We start from the raw sequence: 14,766 nt of genomic DNA, 5'->3' as shown, positions 1-14,766 counted from the left end.
AACCCCATTTCCCCTTGCATATTGCAAATGGGAAAGCCGAATAGATAAAAACAGTAAAGAAAGGACTAAAAATGCCCCTCATAAACCGCCTCAAGTGCCAAAAGCTGCAGTAAGATTGAGAATTAGCAAATATAAGCAAATATAATATGATGATGTTTTCCCCTAGCTTGTTACTCCGTAACCGAAAAGATGATGGTGCTTAATGGCTTTATCCTTATACCATTCACAGGCGACATCGTGAAATAGGAAGCACTGAGAAATATTTTTTTAACAAATGCGTAAATATGCAATACAAATATATTCTGTTTTACGTGGAAGACATATAGCTTCATTAAAAAATATCAGAAATAAAAGGATAAGCTTAATCCGTTTATTTAAAAGATATAACTGTAATTGCTTTCGAAATGCGTAAAATCGAATAAAAAATGACAGTAAAGATGGATGTTGATTTTCCCCTTTACAACTTCATATCTTCCTACAACTAGGCTATTTACTTGTTTTAAGAGGTTACACCCAAACAGATATATGCAATATGCTCATTCCATATATAAAGACAAAGGTTCCTAAAAAGAACCACACCACCTGTATAAAAAGGCAATTCAGCATATTTTAAAATACCACTTTTCCATACAAACACTGTTGCTATATGTAGTTTGACATAAGATTTTGTACTAAGTGAAAAGAGGTTGGACGAGTTAGGAGTAGGTAGTAATTTTTTATTTTTATAGCTATTTTTTTACCATTAAATACGCATTTTGTTAAAATAAATTTTTAACACTCTAAAATTGCAAAAAAGTGTGAAAATCAGAAAAAGTCGAAATTTGGTAGTAAAGATGAAAAAAGGCTTCGGTACAATACCTAAAGTGGAGCAAGACGACCAAGTTTTAAAAAGCCTAATTTTACCCACCCATTGTTAATGAGCAAGGAAAGAACGGGAGCGCCATCCGCATTTTTAGGCAAAGCACCCAAAATAAAAAATAACGCTTGAAGATTATTGGCTTGCCCAGGAAATAAGCGCTGCAGAGTGTCAAGAAGCCTCATAGACTGAATAAGGACAAGTTCAAATTTTGCTGTCAAATATCCTTCATCATCAAAAGAAAAAGGTCCACTAATACGCACTGCACCACCTGTATGAAAAGTCAATTCACCTTGCTTTAAAAGTCCACTTTTTCCATACAGTCGTTGTTGCCAATTTTTTTCTTCATCTTCAGACAGAAAAGACATGTCATTTAAAATCCATTTCAAATTGCCATCAATTTTAGGAATATCAACAAAAGAAGATTTTAAAAAGGGAGAAGCATCAAAACCGTCAAAAGTTATATGTCCCGATAAATTATTCTTTTCATGTTTTAGATCAAAACGCAAAAATTCTGCCGTTATTTTTTGAAGCATATCTTGTGGCTCTAACGGCTGAATAATCACGTCATGCGTATTTTGCAAAGATGCCGGATCTTCAATATTTTCTTGTGTCGTTTTTTTATCTGTCGTTGGTGCTCTTAATGCTTCTTGAAGCTTTTGATCTTCAGGGGAAGAGGAAAAAGATGAAATCTCAAGCCCTTCAGCTATAAACTTCAATGTTTTACCCGTTTTCCAATAAGGCTCTGTTTCAATCACCAAATTGCGCCAATGCGATACTATGGGAGTTTTTCCGGAAAAAACAATTAATGCAGGAGAATGAACATTAAACTCAACCAAATGAGGTGCGTAAATTGGTGCACCAGCTGTCAAACGCCCCGTCGATACAGAAACCCCATGTAAAGGCCAAGAAAATTGAAACTTGTCACAAACAACACCGACACGTAAAGGATAACCATCCTTGTGCACATTCTCACATACCGCCGCCATATTATGGGAAGATACTTTTGTGAATATATTAGAAACATAGTCTTCTATTTTACGCGAAAAAAAAACCAGAGTGCGCTATAAATAAATATCAGAGCAAGACAAAAGAGCCCACAAATTAAATAACTCAAAGAAAAACTTTTTTGTGATGATGGTATTTGAAAGGATTTAGACAATATTCAAACTTTCTTTATCTCTTAACTTCCTCCCCACCCTAAAAAGGATAAAGATTCCCAACCACGTTCAGTTTATACACAATCCAACTTCTTAATCGACCGGATTTTATCTACTGATCACTTCAAGAAGTCCCTATACATCGTTCTAAAGTACAGTATCTCATAAGCTCAATAAACAAGATTTTCTTAAAAAAAACCCATTACACCCTTTAACAAAAAACACCTCATGTGTAAAGTTTACATAGATTTTCTACCTCTAGCTTAAACCATACTGTTTTACAGCACAACAAAAATGATAATGAATAGTGTTTCTTAACGATAAAGCCATTGAGCCCCCCATCTTTACGCTTATGGAGACCCCAAAGCCAACACCATCATTATATTTGGCTAGCCCCCAAATGTTGCGACAGCCCTTGGCACTTAAGACAGTTCATAAGAAGCATTTTTAGTCTTTTCTTATACAGTTTTTGCCCACACGCCAGCCCTACTTGTGACATGCAAACAAGAGGTTTTTATTGAGTCAACATACACAGGTTTGGAATGAAAAAACCTTACTATATTCGGGGTTCTCATTCAATATACAAAACCGTGAATTACCTATATAAATCAATTCGTTGTCAACAATCACACAAGTACGGGCGGTGTACAAAAAATCTGGTGTAATGCGCTTTCAAACCATTGGCTCAAAGCTCGATCATAGATTAAACGACCTTTCAAATGTGCACAAGCAGGTTGAGCACCTTTTTCAGTCAATTTATGTGCCGAACGCACGACCAAACGCCGCATCATAGCGCGTGTAAATTCAGCATGAAACTGCAAGCCCCATGCATTGTTTCCATAACGAAAAGCTTGTGTAGGATATGTATTCCCTGTTGCCAAAAGCATTGCCTCTTTCGGTAAATCATAAATACCTTCATCATGGAAATGGTAGACCATCTCTGGCCAATTCATCAATTCCTTCCCTTGTGGGGTTGCTTCTAGTGGATACCAGCCGACTTCAACAGTCCCATCACTTCTTGTACCAACGCGCCCCCCTAGATTTCGCGCTAACATTTGTGCTCCAAGACAAATACCCAAAAAAGGCTTATTTTCCTTTAGTGATAACGAAATCCAATCAATTTCCTCACCAATATAGGCTTCGCTGTCATTCACACTCATCGGCCCCCCTAAAATAACAACACCGGCATAATGCTCTAATGTATCAGGGAGTTTTTGTCCAAAAATAGGACGATAAATATCAAGAACAAAACCTTTTTGTTGTAAAAATTTTCCCAAACGACCAGTATAGGTAGAGCGCCGATGAATAACGACAGCAATCCTTGGTTTGTTATTTTTTTGTTTTTTATCAAGACATCTCTGATTTAAAAACATTTTTTAACCAATCACCTCTGCTACCAAGCAAAACTTTATTTTTAAAGCATAAGAGAATAATTTTATTGGAAAAGACTAACGATATTTTTTCTTCTAGGTCAATTGTTTCTTCTGAGAAAACATTCGTATTATCACATTGGTGCAATTTAAAATAAACGAAACTTTTTCCTCGATAAAGATGTTTCTTCTTCTATTTTAACCCCTGGATCATCAACATTTAAATGAATTTGACTGAACATTTTTACATCTTGTTCTTTTATATCTTGTTTCTCCACCTGCGCATTATGCAAAAGAGAATTATCTATAGGTGTTAATTTTTCAAGCTTCTTATCTTCAACATCATCACTTTTTCCCATAACATACTCTTTGTCTTGCTTTTTCGGCACAATATTGTCCGCCTCTAATGTGAGAGAAGGCATACAAGGAGGCGCCTTCCATTCAAAACAGCCCAAACGTCCACTGATTGGAGAAACCGCTGACCAAGAAGAAAAAATGGCCCCATCACACATCCACACTGGATCACGTTCAGCACGAAGTGCTAAAGAAAGCCATTGACGCACAGCACCTTGATTGTTTCCCTGTGCCTCTTCAATATCTGCCAACAATAAATAAACACTTTCCCGTGGATGACATTGTAATGCTTTTTGTGCCTTCTCTCTTGCTAATGCTGTTTCACCAGCATCTAAAGCTGCTTTAGCAATAAGGAAAGCCGACTCAAATGCATCTTTATTATAAGAAGCAAGTGTCTTAGCCCTTTTCAATCGCCCAATGGCTCCTTCTTCTCTTTCAAGATAAAGCGTCCCCAAATCAGGATGGGGATTCTTTTGCCAAGCCGCTATAATCATTTTATCCGCTTTACGCGTTTCATTTAACTTATAAAGAATATCAGCAGCAATAACTATTATTGGAACAAAATCAGGCGCCAATTTATGGGCTTTCAAAATAGCTTCACGTGCTTGTACAGGATGTGTATCAAACAAAGAAAGTGCCTGCCCACTTAGTAGTAAAACCTGTATATGCTGCCGCTCTGGAGTCGCGCGAACAGAACGCGGGAGAGCTTTTTGCGTTCTTTCAAAAACAGTAAGTGCCTTATCCCATTTACCCTCAGTACTTAATCGATCAAGCACCGCCTTATGCGCCCATAAAAGTGCTGGCGATAAGGTCAGTGCCTCTTCGGCATATTGTTGCGCTGCCTCATAAGCTTTACTCTTCATTGCTTCACGAAACAAACCATAAAGTCCAACCAGTTTTGTCGGATCTTCCTTTCTCATCTCTTCATAAAGACCAATGGCGCGAACAGAATCATTTTGTAAAGACAAGGTTTGCGCTTGTAAGAGTTTTACCAATGGCTCTTGTTTTCCTGCAAGATATTTAGCAACCCGTTCTTCCATTTTTTGCGCAACCATACTATCACCAGCAAAAGTTGCAAGAATCCCCTTTGAAAGAGCTTCGTAACCACGCTTTTGATGGCGTTTATAAAAATAATTGCAAAGAGCATTCGGTATGGAAAAAAAGAAAGACAATAACCACCATAAAAGCACCAGCGTTACAAAAAATAAAATAAGCACACTTAACACTGTAAGAAATGAAGCAGAAAATCTGAAATGCAAAAATGTGAGAACAAAAATACCATTGTGATTAGCAACCCACGTGAAAGCTAAACCGAGGATACAAACAACAAAAATATAAATAAAAACACGTATCATCTTGGGCCTATTTACATCTTTGTTGCTTTAAAAGATCCTTGTTGCACAGACAATAACAATTGCTGCAACAACTGTTGAATAGCAATATGTCTTTCAAGCTGCTTAACAAAATCCATTGAAACATCTTTTGCACTTTGAGGCAATGATTGCCATTCGCTCAAAGCCTTTTCGTAATCACCAGCTTGAATGGCAACTTCCATGCGTGCCGCAATAGCCCCCAGCGTTGTCCCTTCAACATTTCCAATCGGTCGCGAAACAATGAGCCCTTTTATCCACGCTAAAATTCGGTCAAAAAAACCAGCATCTGACGCAACAAGATTTTGCGTACCAACAATTGCATCAGCAACATGAGCAAAATCAACTGAAAGTTGTGCTGAACTTGGAAGACCCACAGTAGCTGTTTTTTGCAACACATCAAGTCCATTAATCGAAGGCGATAATTGCCGCAACAGCTTTAATTCATTATTATAAGATCCACCACGCTCTACAGCATTTTTTAATGAACTAATTGCAGTAAAGAGCGCGGTATCTATTTCTTTTTTCTCACTATTTTTAACAGCAGTTTCTTCCTGTAGTGCTTCTAACTGTTGTTTTAACGCAGCAAGATCATTTGCATTGCTCTGCCCAACAGACAAAGCCGTCTCTATCTCTTTCGACTTTCTAACAAAAGTTTGTACAATTTCTTCAAGAGCTTTTACTTTTTCCTCTAAAATCGCAAAAGCTTTTTTGCTTTCTTCTTTCGATAGTTCATCATTTTTCGTTGTTTTAAACTGTTGTGATGAAAAAGAAGAAAACTCTGTTTTTAACGTATCAATTTCTTGAAAGACCCGCCTCAATTGTTCCTTTGTGTCTTCACCTTGACTTTTTGCGGCTTCAGCAATCTGCAAAGCTTTTTCTCCTCTAGCAGAATTTTCCACAAAAGGAGAAGGAAAAAAACCAGCCCATTGAAGCCCCATAAAAATTCCCAAAGCAATGAATCCCCCCAAAATCCCAGAAAGGGATAAGAAAAGCCAAGTTGTACTAGAGATACTTTTATCCTGACCTTGCATATTCTGTTCTTCTCGCGCTTGAGATTCTACAGAATTATGGATTTTTTCCTCTGAATCATGGGGAACAGCTTCATGTTCAATAACTGGTTTCTTACGGCGCGTACCAGCATAATGTGGTTTAACTTTTGGTTTTGAAGAATCGACCATCTCTGTCACTTTTCGTGCACACTTTTTTTTAATGATAAAATAATAAAATGAAAAAAGTTTTAAAAACGCAGCTTTTCTCAATAATATTTACAAGTATCGCCTTTAATAGACAAGTTTTTAAAAAACATTTGCATTTTATACTCGAAAATACAGCTTTATTTTTTAATCAACGATATCATAAAATTCAAAGAAAATGCCAAAACACATATTTTTCATAGAAAAATCAATTCTAAGAGAAATACTTTGCATCTTTTTCTGTTCATGGTACGCACGCAGGAAAGAAGCTTCAATATAAGGTTTTGTTTAAAATGCGTCTGCTGGGAATAGAAACAAGTTGTGATGAAACGGCAGCAGCTGTCATTGAATATAACAATGAATCAAACAGCCGAATTCTTTCCAATGTTGTTTGGAGTCAAATTGATCACCATGCACCTTACGGCGGTGTTGTTCCTGAAATTGCTGCTCGTGCCCATGTTGAAGTTCTTGATCATTTAATTCTGCAAGCACTAACAGAAGCAAACACAAAATTAAAAGATATTGATGGCATTGCAGCCACCAGTGGGCCTGGTTTGATAGGAGGATTGTTGGTAGGCGTTATGAGCGCAAAAGCACTCTCTCTTGCCACTGGCAAACCATTTATTGCGGTAAATCACTTAGAGGGACATGCTTTAACAGCCGTGTTAACGCACAACGTCAGCTTTCCTTATTTATTACTTTTAGTTTCAGGAGGTCATACACAAACAATCATTGTTCATGGAGTAGGCAACTATCAACGTTTAGGAACCACTATTGATGATGCATTAGGAGAAGCCTTTGATAAAACAGCAAAACTTTTAGGTCTTCCTTATCCTGGTGGACCAGCACTTGAAAAAGCAGCTTTATTTGGTGATAAAAATCGCATCCCTCTTCCACGACCTTTAAAAGGTGAAAAACGGTTAGACTTTTCTTTTTCAGGACTCAAAACTGCTGTTCGACAAGCGGCAACAGCCATAGCTCCTCTTACAGAAAATGATATTGCTGACATTGCCGCAAGTTTTCAAGCCGCTGTGACTGATACGGTACGTGATCGTGTTCACCTAGCTTTACAACACTTTACCCACCAATATCCTCTCTCTGATAATCAAGAAAAGCATTCTCCTGCTTTAGTTGTTGCAGGCGGTGTTGCCGCAAACCAAGCCATTCGCTCTACGTTGCAAGAACTTGCCCATCAACATGGTTTTGAATTTATAGCCCCTCCTCTTTCCTTGTGTACCGATAATGCTGCAATGATTGCTTTTGCCGGTGCACAAAAGCTTGCACGAGGAGAAACAAGCCCTCTTGATATTGCCCCTCGCTCACGCTGGCCATTAGATGAAAAAGCCCCGCCCTTGATCGGGATGGGTCGCCGTGGAACAAAAGCATAATAAAATTGACGTCCTACACACATCTTAAAGAACGAAGATTTCTACTCAATCCGGTCTATAGATAGTCCGAATTCTCTATCGAGCAGATTCCACCTGCTTCCCACTCACACAATTCACTTAACCCAAAGATCGATACGTAAACCTAAATATTCACCACACATTCTTAAAAACTTCATGTTTCAAAAAACTGCCTTATATCATTACACTTCAAATGACGGTATTTTACAGCATAATAAGACGCACTCTATCCCACAAAGCATAGATATGAATGCCATTCGTTGACCTCATCATCTTTGACCATTTATTCGTTTCATTGTCATTGTAATTTTAAAGCTTTTTAGAACCAATTTTCTTGCTAAATTCTCTCCAACGCAATGCTCCAATGATCCTATAGTAACTACATTTCAAACAGCAGCTGAAAAGATGATTAAGCTTCCACATGGCTGAGCAATTTTAAGTCTATTACTTCGATACACTGATATATTTTTCTGCTACAAGATAAGCAAAATACCTTTATACAACATAAAATATCAATGGAGCGCATTTTTCTATATACAAGTTATTTTGAAATAAGAAATTCTTTACCCCATTTTTAAAATTATCGTTAAGGATATTACGAAAATACTTATAAAAATCCGTATGATAAATACATAACAGTCTATGAAAAAGGAGAACTCATGGCTTATTGGCTTTTTAAATCTGAACCCCATAAATGGTCATGGGAGATGCAAAAGAAAAAAGGAGCTGATGGCGAACAATGGGATGGTGTACGCAATTATCAAGCTCGTAATAATATGCGCACTATGAAATATGGTGATAAAGGTTTTTTTTATCATTCAAATAAAGGTTTAGAAATTGTAGGAATTGTAGAAATATGTGCTGAAGCACACCCTGATTCTACAAGCTCTGATCCACGCTGGGAATGTGTGGATATCCGTGCACTTTGTGACATGCCAACACCTGTTTCATTAAAACAAATTAAAGCCAATCCCAAACTAGCAAATATGGCGCTGGTCAAAGCCAGCCGCTTATCAGTGCAACCCGTGACAGAAGATGAATGGAAAGAAGTCTGTTTGATGGGCAACCTTAAGAGGGAAATGCTTTTATCTTAAAACAATAATTTTTATTCATTAACTCATATAAAAAGATGCTTCATAACGCAGAAGAATAAGCACAACACCTCCTTCTGTTGAGGTATTCTCATGCTAAATGCATAAATATGATATTTTTCTTTGTCATTTTTTATCCTGCACTCTTTCTCAATACAGTCTCCTTCCAAATTACACAAAAAACCTCTTTATGATGCATCTTTTCGGCATTGTTAAAAGCAAGGCTTACTCAACAATTATAATAAGCAACACCACGAACATAACACTCAGCCCCTTCACACACAAATGCAACGAAAAAACAAAACTGAACGTGGATAAAAAAACAATAAAAATGATCGTGAAATTCTCCTAAACAGTGCATATGTGCTAGGTGTTGCACAATTCTCTTCACGCTTAAAAAACGCATCATATTGCGTGTTCATTGTTTTGCATGTTGGACGAGTGCGCCTCATACCGCAGGATTCTCTCATTCCCAACCTGTTTATATTGAATCAATCAAAGGCTATTTGCTTGCACATTCTAAACGGAGAAAGTCCCATATGGAAAAAACCGTGAAAGAAAGGACTAAAAATTCCTCCTATGAATCGTCTCAAGTGCCAAGAACTGTCCGCAACACCCACGAGCTGGCAAAGTGAATGATAGTGCCACACCTTGTTTCTCCATAAAGCGTAAAGATGATGACACTCAATGGCTAAAACACGTTCTAGAACATAAAAAAACGCTTCCAACCAATACGTAAAATACCCTGCAGACGGAATACCGTCTTTTCAGCAAGCAACCATTAGAAATTATAAAAGTTTATTTTTTAGAAGCGCTCTTTTTTAATTTTCCTCTTTTAATTTTTCTTGCATGAAATCTTATTTTTCATGAAACTATATCAATCAGTGCATCAACATGCCTATAAGGAAAAACATGAATCACTATACTCTTTTAATCGTTGAAGACGATGATCTACGCCCTATTTTAGTAGAACAATTGCAAATGCATCAAGAGTTTAAAATTTTCCAAGCAAAAACAGCAGAAGCGGGAATGAGAATAATCCAAGAAAAAAATATTGATCTCACTATTTTGGGATTTCAACTTCCTGATCTTGATGGCTACAAAGCCGTTAAACAATTACGCACCCAAGGATTTCGTGCCCCCATTATCATGATAATAAATTATGATACAGACTGTGATAATATTTTAGATCTTGAAACAGGCGCCAATGATTATGTAACAAAACCCTTTCGCTTTGCGGTGTTATTAGCGAGAATTCGAGCACAGTTGCGCCAATATGAACAAAATGAAGACGCAACCTTTCATATTGGTCCCTATACTTTTAAACTAAGACAAAAACTTCTTCTTGATCAATGCAACAATAAAATCTGTCTCACAGAAAAAGAAGCAGCGATCCTTAAATGTCTCTATCATGCCAATGATAAAATTGTCAGCCGTGAAACATTGTTAGAACAAGTTTGGGGATATAATGAAAATATTATCACCCATACTTTAGAAACCCATATCTATCGTTTGCGACAAAAAATCGAAAACGATCCCTCCAATGCACAAATTCTCATAACAGATCAAAATGGTTACCGTTTAAATCTTTAATTCGAGATTTATTGTTTCAAAAATAATTTTAATATCCTAAATGAAAACAGAAACGAGATGAAAAAACTTCACGTATAATTCGAATGCTATTACATAGAACTTACTTTTATGACAAAATATATAACATTATGAATAAAAAACGAAATATTCCAACATGAGAACCAGAAACAAAAATGCTTTCAACCCTCACGATATACTTTGTAACTTCTGTTTCACATACTTTTGTTCTTTCTAAAGTTTTTAATATGTTTCGCATATAAATAATCGTGATATCTTTTAGCAACATTCTTGATCATAACTATCATCTTTAGATGAGTACTATTTATGATTATTTTTTTCAGAAAAACCGCTCCACGCACTGCTTTATCTCATATTCACTAGCCTAAATTGAGAGATGTTTTTTATCTTTATAGTTTTCCTCTATTCTTTATGACTTTATCTCCTCTTAAGAGGTTATATAATTCATGATATAACGCTAAATGTTTATCCTAACGATAAAGCCACTGAGCACCACCATCTTTACGCTTATAAAAGAACAAGCCAGCACCATCACACACTTATGTTAGATCTCGATGTTGCAGAGGAGCCCTTGATACTTGAGATGGTTTATAAGAAGCATTGTAATCCTTCCTTGTACAGTTTTTAACCACCATAAACCATATTATGTAAGATCTCTTGGACTCTGCTATTTTTACGTTTACGAAGATACCAGCATTTTTTTCTTTTAAAATGTTTCCACTATTCATGAAATATGGTTCGGTATATAGATACTTGAGATTTTTATTCACATACCAATTCCACATATTAATGTACAAAAGAATATTTTTTAATTGTAAATGCAAAAAATTGAAATAAGAGAATTCTTCTATACTTGCGGTTCTTATGACAATGACAAAATGATTAATTATCTTTATAAATTAAAATATTTCTTGTCTGTGGTGATAAAGCAGGAATAAAAATACGTCGCGACTGACGACGCTGTACGAGCAAACCCTGATAAACACGTTTTTGTGCCTGACACATTAAGAGTCCACCAAAATAAGGCAAAAGATAGCGAGCAAATGGCTCGTAAAAAAATGAGAACAACCGCGAAAAATACCCCGTAGAGGGCATATAGTGTACAATTTCTTGTATTGGCCCAGAAACAAAATTTGTTTTTTCGAACAAACGAGTAATTTGTTGCCGACTATAGGGTTCGCCATAACCAAAGGGCGTAGTAATATTGCGCGCCCAAAAACCAGAGCGATTAGGTACAATAACGATCAAGTGGCCATTAGGTGCTAAAACACGCCATATTTCATTCAACGTTTCAAATGAATTTTCTGTATATTCTAATGCATGTACCAATAAAATACAGTCAACTGACGCATCAGGAAGTGGCAAATCTTCTTCAAAAACAAGCGCTGTAGCAACTTGCTCAGAACAAGGCCAAGGCGAAACACCCTGAGAAGCTGGCATAAAAGCAAAACATTGTTGGGCACGTTCACGCAATGTAGAAAGATAAGGAAGTGCATAACCCAATCCCATAATCCGTTTATCCGTAAGATCAGGCCACCATAAATTCAATTGGTCACACAGCGTTTTTTGCACACGCAGTCCAAGTGCAGAAGCATAAAAATCTTTCAGCGTAACGATATCCAACTCAACATACCATGTAGAAACAAATTTCAAACATTACAGATTTTCATATACCAAACCTATATGGACTTCTGCTTTTTTTCCGCAATAGCGAACATTTCAATATTGCATATTTTAAACTTAAATGATTAAAAAATCAGTACAATAGGATGATTATTACCTTACAAGCACTTTAATCATTTTTTTGGAGATAAACCCCATAGAGGTTCTTCATATACTGTTTTTGACATCAATTAAGAAAAAAGCCAACACTGGTTAATTAAAATGAAGCAATCTTTCAAGATAGTTTTTTTCTTCTTCTGAAAGATGCTCTTTACCAAGACGTTTGCGAATTTCATCCAAAATCTGCCGCGTACGCATTTGATCACTTTCTTGTGGTAGTGCCTCGCCTTCTTGTTCTTCATCTGTTTTTGAAGAAAGTGGACGTCCTAACGGATCTTTAGGACCAGAATCAGCATTTTGATCATTTCCCGTTTCTTTAAGTGTTTCGCGCATTTTTTTCAAAACATTTTGTGCACCTTGCCTCAAAGATTCCAAAGCATCAGACTGATTTTGTATAGATACCTGATGATTTCCATTATCAAGAGCATTTTCCGCAGAATTCATTTTTTCTTCTGCCCTTTTCAAGGCGCCCCCTGTTTCAAATCCTTGTTCTGATAATTCTTTTTCTAATGTTGATAATTCAGATTGCAATTCAGCTTGACGTTTTTTTAAAGATTTTTTTTGTGTTTCCGGTACATTTTCTCCGCGTTTTTGTTCCATCTCTAACTGATGTGTTTCATTGAGAATTTCTTGCTGACGACGCATTAAATCTCCAAGCTGGTCCATCTTTTCTTTCATTTGTGCAGATTGGCTTTTTTCTCCCTCATTTTGATTACCTTTTTGCACATGCAAATGATCAAGCGTCTGTTCAACTTCCGCCAAGAGTTGTTCAGCTGCTAAAGAAGAGCCTGTTTTAGCCATTTCCTCAATTAAATTTAACTTTTCTTGTAATGTAGCTTCAGAAAGATTAGGACTTTTTGAGCTTTTAGAATTTTTAGAAACTTGACTATCCGGTGCTTTTTCAGCCAAAGCACGAATATACTCATCCATAGCTTGACGTAAATCTGCCATAAGCCGTTCAATTTCTGCCGCTGAAGCACCGTAACGCAATGCATCATGTAAAGCAGCTTGTGCTTGTTTTAACTTTTTTTGCACGGATTCAAGTTGATTGCCTTCAATACCCAAAGCAATTTGCCATAAATAATCCACCACATCGCGCAAATCCTCGTCTGTTTGTGCTAAAGAAAGTCTTGTCCACGCACTTTGTAGAACAATAAAATGCGATGCATTTTGCAACCCCTTTTCTGGACGTACAAGCAAAGCAGAAAGCATATCAAGTACCCGCTCTCGCGCTAAAGGATTAAGAGCTAATAAACGACGCAGTTCAACCACTGCGCGTGCAACAGGATTCGAAAAAACACGCTGTGGTAATATCATAACAAAAGTTTTGCTACGCCCTTTCTGCCCCGCACCATCTTCTGCCACCAAAGTAATTTTGACTTGCGAACCCGCCCATGGATGCGCTGATATATCCTGCACCATTCGCATTTTCCCCTTTCCACCACGCGGAAGAAGAAGCTCTATTTCCGGAGCATTATAAAGAGAAGAAGCACTTTTATTCTGAGGAAGAAAAGGCTCTATTTCAACAAAAGCCTTTGTCACACCATAATCATCATCCACCACATATCGTAACTCCAATGATCCCGTTAAAATCCTCCCTGGTTTTTCCAACCAATGAATTGTTGGAAGCGTGTCCTTAATTATCTGCAAATGCCATTGCTGTTTTTTACGACGTGATGATACAAATAAATTTATTGGATGCTTTAAATGTGTTTCAAAATGAACAATTGGATCATTCAAAGCTGTTTGTTCCGTTTTCTCTGAAAACGAAACTTCCCTCCCATCTTCTACAGACTTTGCTTTTACTGTAATGCCAGCCCCATTGACAACACGCACAACAACATTACTCCCTTCAGGGATTTCTAGTTGTGTTTTCTCATCTTTTGTCAAATAAATCGGTGCCACACCGGTATAAGCAGGTGGTGTTACCCAAGCATCAATCCGCATGAGTTTTTCATCAACGATAGGACGAAAATCAAAGGCATCAGCCAAACGCCCCCCTTGTGAACCAAAAGAAAAACTAAAAGCGCACACAAAAAGAAGAGCACACAAAGCCCTCAAAGCTAAAGGATCATAATCCGCACTATTAAGAGAGATAAATCCAGTTTTTAAATGGTATAATTGCTTTGCCATTCGGCGTTGATGTTCACGCCAAATAACAGCACTAAAATCTTCATCATTTTCAGAACATAAACGATCTGTCTGAATATTCAAAGGCTGATGTCTAAGATCATTGACGCGTTCAAGGCGGCAATTTACTTCCCGCATTGTGGGAAACCGAAAACGAATAAGAAAAAATAAACTCGCCCCAGCACAAATAAGTATAACCCCAAGTAAGAGCAAATGTGACCAATAGCCCAAAATACCAAAAAGTCCCAACCAGCTAAACGAACAAAAGAGACTAAGAACGAGGAAAAATGGTAACAACCGTACCCACATCCGTTCAAATGAAAGGATCCCCCACATCAAAATGCGCACACACAAAAGCTTCATTGCAAAACCTTTGATGTTTTTATTTTTCATAAACAAGCATTTATCCCCTTTTATCGTGGTGCATTAAGATCATAAAC

The 14,766-nt window shown here is 37.0% G+C and carries 9 protein-coding genes; 3 read left to right on the top strand and 6 right to left on the bottom strand.

Going from position 1 to position 14,766, the window contains the following annotated elements:
• Positions 1-858: 858 nt before the first annotated feature.
• The 4 genes from ACFINM_RS01740 to ACFINM_RS01725 all read right to left on the bottom strand — a co-directional run bounded on the left by ACFINM_RS01740 (position 859) and on the right by ACFINM_RS01725 (position 6,291).
• On the bottom strand, positions 859-1,914 hold the full coding sequence (locus ACFINM_RS01740) for a DUF2125 domain-containing protein (protein WP_375640023.1): 1,056 nt from the start codon (positions 1,912-1,914) through the stop codon (positions 859-861).
• Between the two features lie 728 nt (positions 1,915-2,642).
• On the bottom strand, positions 2,643-3,389 hold the full coding sequence (locus tag ACFINM_RS01735) for a glutamine amidotransferase (RefSeq protein WP_273790078.1): 747 nt from the start codon (positions 3,387-3,389) through the stop codon (positions 2,643-2,645).
• 146 nt (positions 3,390-3,535) lie between these two features.
• Entirely contained in the window at positions 3,536-5,095 is a 1,560-nt protein-coding gene (locus ACFINM_RS01730; RefSeq protein ID WP_375639941.1) for a heme biosynthesis protein HemY, read from the bottom strand.
• An 11-nt stretch (positions 5,096-5,106) separates the two neighbouring features.
• Positions 5,107-6,291, bottom strand: coding sequence for a hypothetical protein (locus ACFINM_RS01725; protein ID WP_375620938.1), 1,185 nt, complete (start codon positions 6,289-6,291; stop codon positions 5,107-5,109).
• 308 nt (positions 6,292-6,599) lie between these two features.
• Between ACFINM_RS01725 and tsaD the strand changes: the two genes are divergently transcribed.
• The 3 genes from tsaD (at position 6,600) to ACFINM_RS01710 (ending at position 10,396) form a co-directional block, all read left to right on the top strand.
• The gene (gene tsaD, locus ACFINM_RS01720) at positions 6,600-7,694 is read left to right on the top strand and encodes a tRNA (adenosine(37)-N6)-threonylcarbamoyltransferase complex transferase subunit TsaD (RefSeq protein ID WP_375612727.1); all 1,095 of its coding nucleotides are present in this window, start codon (positions 6,600-6,602) and stop codon (positions 7,692-7,694) included.
• A 677-nt stretch (positions 7,695-8,371) separates the two neighbouring features.
• Positions 8,372-8,806: an EVE domain-containing protein gene (locus ACFINM_RS01715; protein WP_375612728.1), complete on the top strand. Its 435-nt coding sequence runs from the start codon at positions 8,372-8,374 to the stop codon at positions 8,804-8,806.
• A 909-nt stretch (positions 8,807-9,715) separates the two neighbouring features.
• Positions 9,716-10,396, top strand: coding sequence for a response regulator transcription factor (locus tag ACFINM_RS01710; RefSeq protein WP_375612729.1), 681 nt, complete (start codon positions 9,716-9,718; stop codon positions 10,394-10,396).
• Between the two features lie 900 nt (positions 10,397-11,296).
• Here ACFINM_RS01710 and ACFINM_RS01705 read toward each other — a convergent pair.
• Together ACFINM_RS01705 and ACFINM_RS01700 are read right to left on the bottom strand one after the other, a co-directional pair.
• Positions 11,297-12,067, bottom strand: coding sequence for a class I SAM-dependent methyltransferase (locus ACFINM_RS01705; protein WP_375629065.1), 771 nt, complete (start codon positions 12,065-12,067; stop codon positions 11,297-11,299).
• A 222-nt stretch (positions 12,068-12,289) separates the two neighbouring features.
• A complete protein-coding gene (locus ACFINM_RS01700; protein ID WP_375639936.1) occupies positions 12,290-14,719 on the bottom strand; it encodes a TIGR02302 family protein in 2,430 nt (809 codons plus the stop codon).
• Between the last annotated feature and the right edge of the window lie 47 nt (positions 14,720-14,766).

Origin of the sequence: Bartonella sp. AA168HLJHH, assembly GCF_042197365.1 — a bacterium.
Taxonomy (GTDB): Bacteria; Pseudomonadota; Alphaproteobacteria; order Rhizobiales; family Rhizobiaceae; genus Bartonella.
This window is presented reverse-complemented; position numbering and strand designations above follow the sequence as displayed.